Raw genomic sequence first — 15308 nt, 5'->3', positions numbered from 1 at the left:
TACTCGTTCATCCATGAACTGAGCACAAAAAATATTTTAAACTACATCGTCTCTAGCTCTCCGTGTAAGGCTCCTGCCGCCTTCACAGATTGCAAAATCGAAATTAAATCTTTTGGCGTCACGCCTAACTTGTTCAAGGCTTGAACCAAATCACCAACGCTAGCACCAGTATCTAAAAAGGTTACTTTATCATCAGCGCCTGATTTTTTTCCATCAGAAACTTTTAAAGTCAGATTGCCATGGCTTAATCCCACTTTCGAAATTTTTACTTTTTCACCAATAACAATCGTTCCCGTTTTTTCATTGATCACAACACGCGCTCTTTGATCGGGATTGATTTCGATCGCTTCGATTGTTGCCATCAATTCAACACCACGATTTTCATAAGAAAATGGTGTCACGATATCAATTGTACCTGCATCTTTTGCTGTTGCGTACTGACCACCCAACTCTTTATTGATCGTTAGAACAGTACGTGCTGCTGTTGTAAAATCCGGATTATGCAATGTCATGCGATACATTTTGCGATTAGAAAAATCCGCCTGAATATCACGCTCAATCATGGCTCCGTTTGGAATTCTTCCTGCAGTCGTGTGAATATCTTTACCATCACCTGTTACAGAAACAGCTCCTTGAGCCACAGCAAAAACCTCATCGTTGGCTGCACGCAAAGGAGCTTGCAAAAGCGTTCCACCAACTAATGAAGAGGCATCACCGATGCTGCTCACTGTGACGTCCATCGGATTACCCGCCTTTGCAAAAGCTGGTAGCGAAGCTGTGATAATCACCGCCGCCACATTTTTACTTTGCAAATCTTGTCCTTCAATTTTGACACCCATTTTTTCAATCAAACGTGTAAAAGACTTACTGGTAAAAGACGCATTCGAGTCACCAGTTCCTTTTAGTCCCACAACTAATCCATATCCGATCAGTTGATTTTCACGCACACCACGAATACTCGCGATATCCTTCAAGCGAGCTGCAAAGGTCACTGTTGCCAATAAATTCAATAGGATTAAAACAGCGATTGATCTCATTCTGTAGTCCTTTTCACGTGAACGACGTCATATTGCGCATCTAGGAGTTTATTCGAGCTGACACCTGCATCGCTGAAGTCTTCCATTCTTACGACAGCAGTGGCTATGACTTTGTATGGTTTGTTCTTAATAGTTAGATACTGTTGACCACGGATTCGGTAAGTGTCTCCGGCCATTTTTTCAACAATTTTTGACGGAATCAGCTCAACCTCTTTCAAATCGATTTTATCGTCTTTGGCATCTGGATTGGCCTCTTTCGCAACAGATGCTGGTTTACGAGTTTCGGCTAAATACTGAGCTTCTAGGGCTGCAAAAGCGGCCTCTTGCTCAGGATCTACCTTAATAACTCCTTTAGCGATCTGCTCGGCACGGAACTTCTGTTCAGCTTCGTATTGAGCTAAGCGGATTTTTTCCTCGCCTGCAATGCGAGATTCTTCTTCCGCTTTAATTCTTTGTTCTTCTAATCGACCTAACAGATCTTGAATCACAGCCACTTTATTTTCTACCATCTTCAGAGCGGCACCTTCCATCTTGATGGCTGTTGGGTCACCCTGACGACGATGTTTGTTCTCTGCAAAAAGATAAGCCGATTGACCTTCCATTTTCCATAGAGATCCTGCCGAGCTATTCAGTTCTGATTCGAACTCCATGCGCTCACGAGTCATACGCTTGTACTGGCGATCCGATGGCGGAGCCATATTATTCAATTGAGAATAGCGAGACAGCGGCTCTTCATCTGGAACTACGTCTTCTTCCACTGGAGCTTCTGCAACCGGTGCCGGCTGAACAACGGGAGTCATTTCTTGCTCGATGCGCGCGTGATCATCTTCCGTCAACCAACTGGCGCAACCTTGAAAAAATAATCCTACAACTAAAACACTCAGAATTTTTTTCATCTATTCAATCCTTACTAGTCCACGTTCTACAATTCGAGCTGCAAATACTTTTTGTGAATCCATGTTTTTAATTTTAACAACATCACCAATAGCGCCAGCCTCTTGAGCCTCAGCCGAGATCATGACCTCGAAGTCAGGGCCGCCAAACATAGCTTTTACCATTTGGCCGCGGCGTAATACCTGTTCTTTTTTGACATCGCTGTAACGTAGTAATTGTCCTGCACTGATAAAGCGATTCGCTTGCATTCCCACCACCGCTTCAACAGATTGCACTGTATCGCGTGTATGCATCAACTGACGCTTTTCTGTAACAAACATATCCTCTGTCAAAACATCGCCAATTTTTACAGAATGGCGCAATACAGGAACATTCTGATATCTTTTAATATCCGCAATGATCCAGCCTTTTTGAGCTGTATTTGAAGTCGAATAAACAGGAATCATGACATTGTTTTTTGACATGTCGATATTCAAATCCATAGCCCAATCACTTTGAATATGAGTCGGTACCGATGCGATTTGAATCTGCACTTCGCAGTCATTGCAATCAGAATAGATTTTATTTTTAATTTTACGTTCAACTTCCATGCGCGAAATCGCACCACGGCTACGAATGACTTTTAATTCACTCGGTAAAATAAAACGCGCTTTTACGCTTCTTAAAAGACGTGCTAGCTCTGTCTTGCTAATGCCATTTTGCTTATCAGTTTCAATCACGATTTCCTGTAAGCTCTTCATTGTGCCTTCATCTAAATTGCGGGCCTCAACAACATCATTCAAGCTGATTTGTTGACGTGGCGACACCTCTACCGTTGAAGGAATAGTAATCTCGGGCTCAGTTGTCGCCCAAGCCAAAGAACTGATCATGAGAATAAAAACAGACAGAACCCTATTCATCATTTGATGTTTACCGCCGTTTGCATCATTTGGTCCGCAGTCTGAACAACTTTTGAATTGGTTTCGTACGCTCTTTGCGCACTGATCATATTCACCATTTCATCTACGATATTCACGTTACTTCCTTCAAGCTCACCTTGAGCTAAGTAACCAAGACCAGAAGTTCCTGGGCGTGCTTGCTGTGGCTGACCACTAGCTGCCGTAGGTAAGAATAGATTTTTACCTACATTTTTTAATCCTGCTGGGTTAATAAAACTCGCTAGATCAATTTGCCCTAGAACCTGTGGTTCTCCGGCTTGATCTGTAATACTGCGCACTTCACCTGATGGTGAAATTTCTAAAGCCATTGTATTCGGCGGAACAACGATCTCTGGAATCAAAGCATTTCCATTTTTATCCACAACACGGCCACCCGCATCTTTTTTAAAAGAGCCATCACGTGTGTAAGAAATTTCCCCATCCGGAGTTCTAACTTGGAAAAAACCAGCGCCTTCAATTTGTAGATCTAAAGGATTACGCGTGATGATCGCGCTTCCACCTGTGAAGTCTTTTTGAATAGCAGCAGTTCTGACACCTAAACCTGTCTGTACGCCTGTCGGAGTGATTGAATTCATTCCTGAAGCGGCACCTGGGTCTTTTAGATTGTGATAAACTAGATCTTCAAACTCAGCACGGCCTTTTTTAAAGCCAGTTGTGTTCACATTGGCGATATTGTTGGAAATAACATCCATGTTATTCTGTTGAGCCAACATACCTGTAGCCGCCGTATTTAAACTTTTAATCATCTAGCTTACCCCTTTGTATTTCCAATTACATTAATCGATTTATCAGCCATTGAGTCATACGCACTGATCGCTTTTTGCGTTCCTTCAAAAACTCTTTGTGCGGAAATCATCTCGGTCATTTCTTGCACGATGTTCACGTTACTTGTTTCCAAGAAGCCCTGTTTAAGATTCGGCGTGGCTACACGAGTGACCTCAGATGGCAACTCGGGTTTGAATGTATAGTTATTGCTTCCTACTTTTAATAAGCTGTCTGGGTTAGACACTTGAATAAGCGACAAGCGACCTAGATTCTGAGCTCCGTCAAAAACTTCACCCGCGTCCGAGATCGAAGGCTGACCTTGCCCAGTAAAACGCATAATGCGATCTTCCGGTGGAGTATCATCCGCAGCATCCATCAGCACAGGAAAACCATCTTTCGTTACTAATTGTCCATCGCCATCTAACGTAAAATTACCAGCTCTAGTAATTTGCACACCAGAGGGAGTCATAACTTCGAAGAAACCCGCACCATCAATAGCCACATCTAGCTTACCACCAGTATGTTTTAAGCTGCCCTGTTCAAAGTTCGTGTAGGTACCAGTGGAATTAACAAATGCTTTGTCTCCACCATTCATGTCGTAAAAACTTTCGATTGAAGCTGGCACACGTGGTACTTGAATAACTTGCGGCTCTTTTTCAAATGCCGTGAGGTACTCGCCAAAGGTCTGTTGATCACGTTTAAAGCCTGTCGTGTTCACATTAGCTATATTATTCGCAATCGTATCGATCTTTTGAGTTTGTGCTAATGCTCCACTCAAAGCTGTAAATATACCTTTTGTACTCATTATGCTTTTCTCCTAAATAATTAAATTAGCAACCCAAGTGCCACCAAGACCTCGACTCGACATAAGGATATGGGAAAGAATCTAGACTTTATTGTTTGCATCTGACGACCGATAAGGTCTTCTGTCACCTAGACCTGAGTCTAAGGCCTGTCATATATTTGTCGACGGAGTCGAACTCGACTGTCAAAAATGACCTATCGACCAAAGCTATATTTATGTCATAATTTTAAGATACATGCGTGAGTTTTTAAAACTATCTCTATCAATGATACTAACTTTTCAGTTGGGACTAAGTTCAGTGGCTTTTGCCTCTACACAAACTGGTGGCGCAGCTAGTGCTCGCACACCGGCTGTAGCTAACTCTGGATCTGCTACAGCTGCGCAGACGCAAGCACAAGCCGATCTGACATTAAAACAAAAGCTCAAGCTTCTGGAAAAGAAGCAAACTAATACTAGCGATCATTTCATTTTCGATTTACCTGTGACGTACAATAAAAAAGTAGCCACATGGATTTCTTTTTTTCAAACACGTGGTAAGAATTTTTTCCGTAACTGGCTGGAAAAATCGACGAAGTATATGCCGCTATTACAAAGTGAATTGAAAAAAGCCGGCTTACCTACAGATTTAGCCTACATGGTGATGATCGAAAGTGGATTTTCTGCGACTGCAGTCAGTACTGCAAAAGCAGTCGGTCCTTGGCAGTTCATTGAATCCACAGGTCGCAACTATGGTTTAAAAAAGAACTGGTGGTTAGATGAGCGACGCGATATCAAAAAAAGCACTCAAGCCGCCATTCGTTACCTAAAAGATCTTCGTCAAGAGTTCGGCTCGTGGTACCTCGTAGCCGCTAGCTACAATATGGGCGAAAATGGACTGCGTCGTCAGATCAGAAAACATGGCACCAATGACTACTGGGAACTTGTCCGCCTTAAAGCCCTTCCTCAAGAAACTCAGGATTATGTTCCTAAAATTCTAGCTGCGATGATGATTGCGAAAGCGCCTAATTTGTACGGCTTTCGCGATTTAGATGCGCAGTATCCATTACAGTACGAGGTGGTTTGGGCGCCAGCAGGAACAGATTTAGAAAATTTAGCTGAGCATCTGAATGTAACGAAGAAAGCCATCCGTGATTTGAATGCAGAATTGCTTTTAGGTTACGTTCCAAGACAAGTGGATGGTCATCATATACGCATTCCATTGGGATCACTCGGCATGGCACGCCAATTTTTCCGTGATCAAAACAAAAAATATGCGCTAGACTAGTTTTCATGTCTACACCCACAGGTATTTCTCTAAAACGCCAACCGCTTATAGTACAAAAATATGGCGGAGCTACACTTGCTGATCCTGAAAAAATCAAACAGGTCGCACAACGTATCTGCTCTTTACACACATCAGGCGCAAAAGTTGTTGTTATCGTCAGCGCTATGGGAAAAACCACAAATCAATTAATTGATTTAGCAAAGCAAGTATCACCACGTCCGCTTCTACGGGAAATGGATATGCTTTTAAGCGTGGGCGAACGCATGAGTATGTCTTTGTTAAGTATGGCCCTAAATGATCTAGGTTGTACGGCTATCAGCTTCACCGGAAGCCAAGCTGGAATTTTGACAGATGATTCACACGTCAATGCAAACATTTTAGAAGTCAAAGCTTTCCGTGTAGAGGAAGCTCTTGAGCAGGATAAAGTCGTGATCTTAGCTGGATTCCAAGGAGTGTCTCCGAAAACAAAAGAGATCACGACTCTTGGGCGCGGTGGTTCTGATATATCCGCGGTGGCGATTGCAGACTATTTGAAAGCAGATCGCTGTGAAATTCTAAAAGACGTGGACAGTGTGTACACCGCAGATCCCAAGCTTGTCTTGAACGCTCGCTCTATCCCGCAAATGAACTATCGTCATCTGCTTGAAATGACCCAGTGGGGAGCCAAAGTTTTACATCAACGTTCAGTCGATTTAGCTGCGCAAAAGCAGGTGATTTTATTTGTGGGTGCAGCCAATACCGACACCTCAAATGATACGGAAAGCACAGGGACTCTTATCACGCATGAGTTTGCCTTTGAAAGAAAACATTTGCTGGCAATCAATTCCTATCAACGTGTTTTTGAAATTCAATTAGATACATTTTCACTTGTTGATTTTCAAAAGTATCTGCAGTTTCACCAAGTCGGCCAAATACAGATTCTACATCAACAGAATTCAACTGTTTGGATCACAGCACCGGAAGAAACTCTATCCTCATTGCAGGACTTCATGTCTTCAGGTTCACATCCCGCAAGGATCACTCAGTCTGAATTAAGCAGTGTTTCCACAACGTTCACACAAAGTGTAACGGACAGCGATTTACACGAAACAGCCGCTATCCTAAAAGGCGCTGCTATCCCCGTCATTCAATCGACTGTATCTGATTTGAGTTTACATTTTATTGTGCCTGCAGAAAAAAGATCGCAGGCTATTCAGGCACTTCATTCGTTAATTTAACTATATCCTTATGGTGAAAGGATATAGTTGCTTTGATTTGTACGGCAAGTTTCACCTTGAACACACTGATTCATCATTTGCCAGATATTCATATTTTTCGAACCAACACCTTTTCGTGCGCTCGCAATACCACGTTGTGCTGCCATTCGCTCTTGTAAGGCCTTTTGATTTTGCAAAGATCCGTTACCACTGTCTTTACTTTTATTCAGCAGTCGCGAAGCTAATGTTTTTAATTGCCCCATCATGCTGCCTTTAGAAGCGTCGACTTCACCGCCTTCTACAGGAACACCGTCACTTAGGCCAACACCACTTCCGCCAGCAAGTCCGCCACCAGCACCGCCACCGACAGACATCACACCAGCTCCACCAGAACCATCTGCAGAAAGCGAATCTCCTTGTCGAAGAGACTCAGGATCTGTCGCAGATGGAGTTCCACCCGCCGCTAAATCCACATTAGAAGTACGGAAAGTTTGTCCTGCAATTCCTGAGGTTGTTAATCCCGCAACACTCGCTGCTGCCGCAGCTTTTACATCGGCTCCAGCGAACTTCGAAAGATTCGTTTGAGGATCTACTTTACCTACACAACCCGGAGTACTTGGGTTTATTTGGCAATTACATTCAAAAGCGTTGTAACCAGCTCCTGGTGTACATGCCGAAATAGAAGAATAAATCGCACAACCTGCAGCATTTGGATTTGCATTACATGTTGCCACCGATGGTATCGAGTTACAGTTTTGGCCTCCTGAAGCAGACAACTGACACATACAACGAGTTGCTGTCGTCGTCGCATCACCTAAACTGTCCAATGTCTGTTCGAGCGCAGTTTTACTGCGAGCGACTTCTCCGGAACAAACCTCTTGCCCACGTGTGAACTGAGACGCGATATCTGGACGATGCTGATCAAAATACTGTTGATTCAATTGAGTCTGAACCGCTTCATGCCCGGTGGCCTCTGTCGATGTAATAAACTGACGGCACTCTTGCTCAAATTCTTGCAGTTGATTCTGGCAACTTCCTATACAAGCATTGTATTCATCATCACAACTCACTTGCGAGCGCCCTAAAACTTTTGAACCAGAGCTGCTGGCCAAGCTCGCCAAGAAACATTGGTTTTGAGCTCCGGAACCTGTTTTAAGCTGATTGTGAAATGCGCTGGCAGTTTCTAAAACACCAATGGCGCTGTTAGAATTTGCATTTTGTGCATCCGAAGACGCACACGCTGTACGCGCCACATTCGAACTTTGTACACAGCGATCCGCACGTGCTTTCCAATTGTCTACGCAGCTTTTCAATCTGTCTGTAGGCTCTGTCGGTGGAACTAGGGCCTGTACAGGGGTATTACACTGAGCCATATTACCCTGCGCAAAGACACGATCATCATTAGGACATTGGCACATTTTCTGATTGCTGCGCGAACTTGGCCCAGGATCACGTCTAAAGCCTCTCGCTTCACAAGTATCTGTCTTCACTTGATTTTGTATAGCAGCAGCGCCTTCATCCGTATCGGGTCGAACACAAAGCTGATAGTCATCACTATCAGAACGACAATTACAATCTCCGTCGCGACCTCGACCAGCCCACTGAACATCTAAATTTTGAACATACTCTGCTGGCCAAGTGGATCGTGATTCTAAAACTCGTCTATTTTGACAAATACGTCCCTTACCTGTGGGCGCATTAGCACCATGACTTGCCAAACAGAAATAAAAACCAAAGGGGTTACTATCCCGAGCCAGAGGTATATCCGCAAAAAGTCCATTCGCGATCTCTCTTAGACGAGCTTGCCCCTGTGAACTGAAATACTGAGGGTTCGCAGGATTTACAAAGCGCCCACCACATTTATCGGCAGCCTCTGCATCTGTTTTTGCCTCAACACAACGAGTAGGTGTGATTGTTTGGTTTGCTTCATTTTTAGAAAAAGGGACTCCCATGTAATCCAATTTTGTTAAATCCCATCCTTGCTCTCTATAAAAGTAACCACATGGATCTGTTTTAGCTCTGTTGGCCTGAGACTCATCCATTTGATCTAAATTGCTTGTGAAATTCGTTTGATTTCTATTGGCTTCTACAAAGCCTTGAGCCGCAGGACCAAGATTAGCAGTAATACCTCCAAGAGACATTCCTGTAGGAGGAGGCGTATTTTCCAGTGTTGGTAAAGGAGCCCCAGAGCTTGGAGCTGCTGTGGGAGGTGGATTTGTCGCCTGTGCGAAAACCAGCCCAGAGGAAAAGAATATTAAAGAAAATATGAAATTAAAAATATAAGAACGACGATGTGCCTTCATACACTGCTTATCGGTGAAATGAAGGCTGTTCTTGAGTATTTAAGAGGCTTCTAAGGCGTTAAGATATAGTTATTTATATTGCGTTTACACGTATCGCCCTGCACACACTGGTTCATCATGCGCCAAATGTCCATATTCTTCGAACCGACGCCATTGTTGCTCGCGACCCCTCGACCTCGAATTCGGCTGGCTCCATCTGTTGGCTTCTTGTTATTCACGCGTATGCTGCCATTGTCTTTAGATTTACCACCGCCGCCGCCAAAGAAACGGCCCATTGTATTCTTCAGTTGTCCGAACATTCCACCTTGGTCTTCGCCCGCAGCCACCACAGCTTCGCCTGCAGCTGGCTCACCGGAGCCACCACCAGAACCGCCGCCCATGCCACCGCCGCTGCCTCCTCCGAGGCCAGCTCCAGGTAGACGCTCAGCAAGACCACTACCGCCACCACGGCCAGAGAAGTCTAAAGTACTTCCTTCTGCAGGAGTGCTTAAATCTAAATTCGCTGCGCGACTAGTTCCCGATCCCGCTAAAGCTCCGAAAGAAACTGTGTCTCCAGATGCTGGACGAATCGCTCCGCCTGCAAAACTTGAAACACCATTGCTCACTTGATTCGAACAGCCTGCCGTTGTCGGATTTAACTGACAGTTACAAGCGGCTGCATCGTATCCCGCTCCGGGAGTACAAACATTCAAAGGAGGATACACATTACAATTGGCTAAGTTAGGATTCGTTTCGCACTGATTCACAGTTGGAATATCACAACTGCCATTACCTGTTCCTGTGGAAGCTGTTTGACAAGCGCAAATCATGGATTGTTGTAGAGCATTACCCACCCCATTCAACAGATCATCCAAAAGATTTTTACGATTGGCACTGTCACCTCGACAGATCTCATCACCTAAGCGATAGCCATCACGAATAGCTGTATTAGCAACTGTTAAGGCCTCATGTGCAGTCGTAAGTTCTGCCTCACTAACCACACGAACAGCACCTTCAGCTACCTCATAGTTATTTGATTCGACCTGTTCCCACCCTATGCCATTTGGAAGAAGAACCGAGCATGCCTGCTTGAATTCACTATATTTTTCTTCTGGGTCTCCGCAAAGATTGTTACATTCACTCACTTCACTCGAACACTTATCACTTGTCTGCTCTAATAAAAGACGTGCGCCGTTTGCGACTAAACCTGCTTTAAAACAATTTCCTTGTGTTCCTGAATTAGCATTAGCCATAGTGTACATAGCACCGGCACCGCTTAACACTCCCGACGCGATATCACGCATCGTATTGCCATTACTTCCATTATCCGGATCACAAGTTGTACGCGCAGAAGTCGCAACAGTTTTACAATCATTGGCAAAAGACTGCTGCTGCTCAACGCAGGCTAAGAATCTCTGCATCACCCCCTGCTGTGGTACAGCTGGGGCTGACGCAACCGTGGCCTCATCAGATTCCGTTAGATTTTGTTCAGTCGGTGGAGGTGGTTCCGCTGCCGCAATCTGAACACGGTCTGGCTGGCTACAGTCTTCAATTAAACCTCTTCCTTCTGGAGGGTTATGTTGATAGCACTGGCATTTATCATTAATCCATCGATAACTATGTAACTCATTTGGTCTTGGATTATTTTGATTGGCTTGATTACACATCTCTCGACGCAACACTTGGTTATTCGTAGTTGGAATACAGTAATAATAGTTTAAGCTTTGATCGGAAGTAGCACTGCTCGTATATTGAGTGCTTCCTGGGTCCATGAAGCGATAACCTTCACCACGCTGATTGCTACATGCACGTCTTGCTGTATCATCATCTTTTGCCTCTACGCAGAATGCACGTCTGCTACCTAGTTGAGATTGAAATTTCTGCCCAGCAAATGAGTAATTTTGTAATGCATTGATATCACATGAACTTCCATTAGCAGAAGCCTCAAACGGGAAAGAAAAAATCAGCACAGCAGACACAAAGAGGCTGAATCCCCATAAAATTGTAAAATTCGGTTGGTTGTTTTTTTCCCTCATATTACAGAACCTCATCCCTGTTTATCGGAGACTTTCTGGTCCAACTTGAGATGCGTCTCAGAATAAGACATATCTAATGCGACGAGCTCTTTATTGCTATTTAGTGATGAAAAAACTAATCTTAAAAAGACTTCCCTAACTCAAACTAAAAAAATCCAGCGAGGATAATATATGTCGACAGAAAAAAACTTCTACGATTACTCAGTAAAAGCAGCTGGTGCCAGCAACTACAACTTAGAACAGCACCGCGGAAAAGTCGCTTTGGTCGTGAACGTGGCCAGTAAGTGTGGATTCACTCCACAGTACAAAGGACTTGAAGAGCTTTACCAAAACTTTTCACACGATCAATTTGTTATCCTAGGCTTTCCTTGCAACCAATTCGGCTTTCAAGAGCCCGGCTCTGACAGCGAAATCCAACAGTTCTGCTCATTAACTTATAGCGTGACTTTCCCCGTTTTAAGTAAGGTCGATGTGAATGGTGGCGAAGCTGATCCTGTCTATCAGTTTATGAAAGAAAAAGCCCCTGGTGTTTTAGGCACTGAAGCTATTAAATGGAACTTCACCAAGTTCTTAATTGGCAAAGATGGGCAGGTGTTAAAACGCTATGCACCTAATACAGAGCCAAAAGATATTAAAGCCGACATAGAAGCCGCACTGAAATAGTTTTCCCAAAATAAGACATGGCCCCTTGTTTGAAGACTCTTGAAGTAAGAACAAACAAGTCTCAACGAGGTGGCCTATGAATCTGATTCATTTACGTTTAATTAATCTAGGATTGCTTTCTTTTTTAGTCGTATTCTTGCTGGGCTTTGCTGGGTCCCAATTGGTGTAGAACGCTAGCCATCAAAAAATAAAAAGCCATACCCTTTTAAAGATATGGCTTTTTAGAATTTGAATCTGAGTTCAATCTGAACTTGAAACTAAGTCTTAGTTCATTTTTTCTTTTGTATCTTCTTTAGCTGCTTTTTTTGCTCTTTTTGGTTTATCCAACTCGACAGAAGCATCATCAGCAACAGCTTCACTCATGTCATTTGTCATTAACAACTGACCGATTCCGTTTTTAGCTAAAACCATATTTCTTAATTCTTCACGAACAGCAGGATTGTTGCGTAAGTATTCTTTTGCTTGATCACGGCCTTGTCCTAGACGCTCACCTTTGTAAGAGTACCATGCACCTGATTTTTCAACCATAGCCGCAGTTGTCGCTAAGTCTAAGATATCACCTTCAGCAGAAATACCTTCACCGTACATTAAGTCAAATTCCACTTTTGTGAATGGAGGAGCCATTTTGTTTTTCACGACTTTAACAGCCGTTCTGTTACCAACAACATCTTCACCATTCTTGATCGCACCGATACGACGTACATCTAAACGAACTGAAGAGTAGAACTTCAATGCATTACCGCCAGTTGTTGTCTCTGGGTTACCAAACATAACACCGATTTTCATACGGATTTGATTGATGAAAATAACCAATGTTTTTGAACGATTGATTGACGCTGTTAATTTACGTAAAGCCTGTGACATCAAACGAGCTTGTAAACCCATATGAGAATCACCCATTTCACCTTCAATCTCAGCTCTTGGTGTTAAAGCCGCTACTGAGTCGACAACCAACACGTCAATAGCTCCTGAGCGAACTAATGTTTCTGTGATTTCTAGTGCTTGCTCTCCGTTATCCGGTTGAGAGATCAAAAGATCTTCAATGTTTACACCTAATTTTTTAGCGTAGTTAACATCTAATGCATGTTCCGCATCGATGAAGGCAACGACTCCACCTTTTTTCTGTGCTTGCGCAATAGCAGAAAGGGCTAATGTTGTTTTACCAGAAGACTCTGGGCCAAAGATTTCAATGATACGACCTTTAGGGAACCCGCCAATACCCAAAGCGATATCCAATGACAAAGCACCTGTTGGGATGATTTCGACATCTTTTACAAGAGCATCGCCAGCGTTCAATTTCATGATTGAACCTTTACCGAATTGTTTCTCGATCGTGCTGACTGCTAGATCTAAGGCTTTTAGTTTTTCACTTTGTGCTTTTGTATCTTGTGCTGTTGTGTTGGCTGCCATATCGTTCTCTCCTTTTATTTTTTGTTAATAAACTCATTTAAAAATTTAATCGCTTCAATACATGTTTGAAGCTGCACCTCTTTGCGATCACCCGCGAAAAGATACTGCCGCACATGGGTTTCCATCTCTTCACGTCCCGAACCAGCAATAGCAATAAAGACAGTTCCCACTGGCTTTTCTGCTGTTCCGCCGCTCGGACCAGCTATGCCCGTTACCGATACCGCAATCGATACGCCTAAAGAGCGCAAAGCGCCTTCAGCCATCTGATGTGCGGTCTCAGAACTGACAGCTCCGCGTGTTTGCAAAGTTTCCTCTGAAACCTGTAGAAGCTGTTTTTTTACACTGTTGTCGTAACTAATGATGGATCCGGTAAAAACATCTGAAACCCCTGCCAACTCGGTAAACGAGCTAGACAAAAGTCCACCTGTGCAGCTCTCAGCAAAGCCCACTGTCAGACCGTTGTCACGAAGAACCCGCACAGTGCCTACAACTGAGGACTGTAGCGTATTTTGAAGTTCAGATTTAGATTTTACCGCATTTGTTTTCATATAATTTACATATGTACAATGTATGTAAATTAATTGGATGTCAAAACAGAAATTTGCACACCCAGCCAATTAGTCTGGGTATAGATGAGCTGCATTATAATACTGCCTATTACGCCAGCAACCACATCATCTACCATAACCCCAAAGCCACCTTGAACCTTTTGATCCAATTGACGAATTGGAGGGGGCTTTACAATATCGAGGACGCGAAAGACCAAGAAACCAATCACGACGCTTTGCCATGTTAAGGGCAACCACGTCATAGTAATCAAAAAGCCCACGACTTCATCAATCACAATTTCTTTTGAATCGTGCTTACCAATATGATTTTCGTAAGCCTGAGCCGCCATTACCCCTAACGGAAATAATAGAAAGGTCACCAACATATAGATCAGAGGACCTGTCTGAGACAGCAAGTACCACAGCGGAATAGTCGCCAAGGTCCCGACTGTTCCGGGTGCCTTGGGAAATTTACCTACCGAAAAAAATGTCGCGATCTGTATCAGCAACGAATTGAGCAACATAGATTACTTTTGAAGTTTGTTATCTTGAACATGGCTTAAAGCCATCATGTGTTTCATGGTTTTATCAAGACCTTCATTCGAGCCATCCAAGAAAATCACATTGCCTTTACCATTTTCTGCAAAATGCTTAATCGCATCTGTCCACATAGAAAATAAGATAAATGAACTGTCTAAGCCAGCCGCTTTCATTTCTAAAGCGGCTTTATTCATACCTTTTGCAACCTCTTCACGGAAAAGTGCAATACCTTCACCGCGCATCTGTGCAGCTGCTCTTTCCGCATCAGCCGAGATTTTCACAGCCAAACCACTGGCCTCAGCCTCTTTTGTTTTACGAATCAATAACGCCTGTGCTTCATTCTCTGCCGCGGCTTTTAAATTACTTGAAGCCACAACTTGCGCCATAGATTGCATAATCGTTTCGTCGAATGAAATGTCATTTAATTGTAAGTCGATAAGATGATATCCCCAGCTTTTTAGATCTTCATCTAAATTGGCTTTAACCGCTTCTACAATATCACGACGTAAACCTAAAATTTCATTTTGTCTTTTCGTTGCCACGAATCCACGAACACTACCCTCAACTGTGCGATTAAGAGTCTGCATCAAGCTGCCGAAATCGATGAATTTAAAAGCCACGCTTTTGATCGTCTCTTCTGTTTGATCAATAACCGAGTAAAGCAACATCGCTTTAAAGTTTACGTTGGCCTGATCTTGAGTGATCGCCTGAAACTGTAACTCTACCGATTGATTTTGGATGGAAATACGACGAAAAACCACTTCAAGAAATGGGATTTTAAAATTTAAACCCGGATACATGATTCGGCGGTACTTTCCGAACATTGTAATCACGCTGACTGTTCCTTGCTGAACGGTCACAAAGATTCCGCCAACAACTGAGCCTATTCCGATTAAAATCAGAGCCATTGTAATCAAACCAAATTCCACA

Annotated in this window: 13 protein-coding genes and 1 pseudogene; 3 read left to right on the top strand and 11 right to left on the bottom strand. The window is 43.4% G+C overall.

Translation table 11 applies throughout. The annotated features are described in order from the left end of the window. Window positions 1-41: 41 nt before the first annotated feature. Genes A11Q_RS02825 through flgF form a run of 5 tightly spaced genes read right to left on the bottom strand, consistent with a single transcriptional unit; the run spans window position 42 to window position 4439 of the window. Window positions 42-1037 carry a flagellar basal body P-ring protein FlgI gene (locus tag A11Q_RS02825; protein ID WP_015469277.1) on the bottom strand — a complete coding sequence of 332 codons (996 nt, stop codon included), beginning with the start codon at window positions 1035-1037 and terminating at the stop codon, window positions 42-44. Beyond that, the gene (locus tag A11Q_RS02820) at window positions 1034-1933 is read right to left on the bottom strand and encodes a flagellar basal body L-ring protein FlgH (RefSeq protein WP_015469276.1); all 900 of its coding nucleotides are present in this window, start codon (window positions 1931-1933) and stop codon (window positions 1034-1036) included. Before A11Q_RS02820 ends, A11Q_RS02825 begins: the two co-directional genes overlap by 4 nt. Continuing rightward, on the bottom strand, window positions 1934-2833 hold the full coding sequence (flgA, locus tag A11Q_RS02815) for a flagellar basal body P-ring formation chaperone FlgA (RefSeq protein ID WP_015469275.1): 900 nt from the start codon (window positions 2831-2833) through the stop codon (window positions 1934-1936). Then, window positions 2830-3615: a flagellar basal-body rod protein FlgG gene (gene flgG / locus A11Q_RS02810; protein WP_015469274.1), complete on the bottom strand. Its 786-nt coding sequence runs from the start codon at window positions 3613-3615 to the stop codon at window positions 2830-2832. The genes flgA and flgG overlap by 4 nt, the downstream gene beginning before the upstream one ends. A 5-nt stretch (window positions 3616-3620) precedes the next feature. Then, the gene (gene flgF, locus A11Q_RS02805) at window positions 3621-4439 is read right to left on the bottom strand and encodes a flagellar basal-body rod protein FlgF (protein ID WP_015469273.1); all 819 of its coding nucleotides are present in this window, start codon (window positions 4437-4439) and stop codon (window positions 3621-3623) included. A gap of 283 nt (window positions 4440-4722) precedes the next feature. Here flgF and A11Q_RS02800 point away from each other — a divergent pair, with 283 nt between their 5' ends. Both A11Q_RS02800 and A11Q_RS02795 read left to right on the top strand, forming a co-directional pair. Beyond that, window positions 4723-5703 (top strand): lytic transglycosylase domain-containing protein, encoded by a 981-nt coding sequence (locus A11Q_RS02800; RefSeq protein WP_235044639.1) that lies wholly within the window; start codon window positions 4723-4725, stop codon window positions 5701-5703. A 5-nt stretch (window positions 5704-5708) separates the two neighbouring features. After that, the gene (locus A11Q_RS02795) at window positions 5709-6920 is read left to right on the top strand and encodes an aspartate kinase (protein ID WP_015469271.1); all 1212 of its coding nucleotides are present in this window, start codon (window positions 5709-5711) and stop codon (window positions 6918-6920) included. Between the two features lie 8 nt (window positions 6921-6928). Here the strand turns inward: A11Q_RS02795 and A11Q_RS02790 are convergent, their stop codons facing one another. Next, window positions 6929-9202 carry a hypothetical protein gene (locus tag A11Q_RS02790; RefSeq protein WP_015469270.1) on the bottom strand — a complete coding sequence of 758 codons (2274 nt, stop codon included), beginning with the start codon at window positions 9200-9202 and terminating at the stop codon, window positions 6929-6931. A 50-nt stretch (window positions 9203-9252) separates the two neighbouring features. Then, a complete protein-coding gene (locus A11Q_RS02785) occupies window positions 9253-11217 on the bottom strand; it encodes a hypothetical protein (RefSeq protein ID WP_015469269.1) in 1965 nt (654 codons plus the stop codon). Window positions 11218-11388: 171 nt separating this feature from the next. On the opposite strand from A11Q_RS02785, the gene A11Q_RS02780 reads away from it, so the two are divergent. After that, window positions 11389-11880 (top strand): glutathione peroxidase, encoded by a 492-nt coding sequence (locus tag A11Q_RS02780; RefSeq protein WP_015469268.1) that lies wholly within the window; start codon window positions 11389-11391, stop codon window positions 11878-11880. Window positions 11881-12254: 374 nt separating this feature from the next. On the opposite strand, the pseudogene recA reads toward A11Q_RS02780, so the two are convergent. The 4 genes and pseudogenes from recA to A11Q_RS02760 form a co-directional block, all read right to left on the bottom strand. After that, a pseudogene (recA, locus tag A11Q_RS02775) lies at window positions 12255-13290 on the bottom strand (recombinase RecA); the annotation flags it as partial. Window positions 13291-13304: 14 nt separating this feature from the next. Then, window positions 13305-13838: a CinA family protein gene (locus A11Q_RS02770; RefSeq protein ID WP_015469265.1), complete on the bottom strand. Its 534-nt coding sequence runs from the start codon at window positions 13836-13838 to the stop codon at window positions 13305-13307. A gap of 29 nt (window positions 13839-13867) precedes the next feature. After that, complete coding sequence (locus A11Q_RS02765; RefSeq protein WP_015469264.1) at window positions 13868-14362, bottom strand: phosphatidylglycerophosphatase A family protein; 495 nt, start codon at window positions 14360-14362, stop codon at window positions 13868-13870. A gap of 3 nt (window positions 14363-14365) precedes the next feature. Beyond that, a complete protein-coding gene (locus tag A11Q_RS02760; protein ID WP_015469263.1) occupies window positions 14366-15307 on the bottom strand; it encodes an SPFH domain-containing protein in 942 nt (313 codons plus the stop codon). Between the last annotated feature and the right edge of the window lies 1 nt (window position 15308).

This window comes from Pseudobdellovibrio exovorus JSS, from assembly GCF_000348725.1.
Classification (GTDB): Bacteria; Bdellovibrionota; Bdellovibrionia; order Bdellovibrionales; family Bdellovibrionaceae; genus Pseudobdellovibrio; species Pseudobdellovibrio exovorus.
Note: the sequence above shows the minus strand (reverse complement) of the source record. Positions and strands in the feature narration are given on the sequence as shown.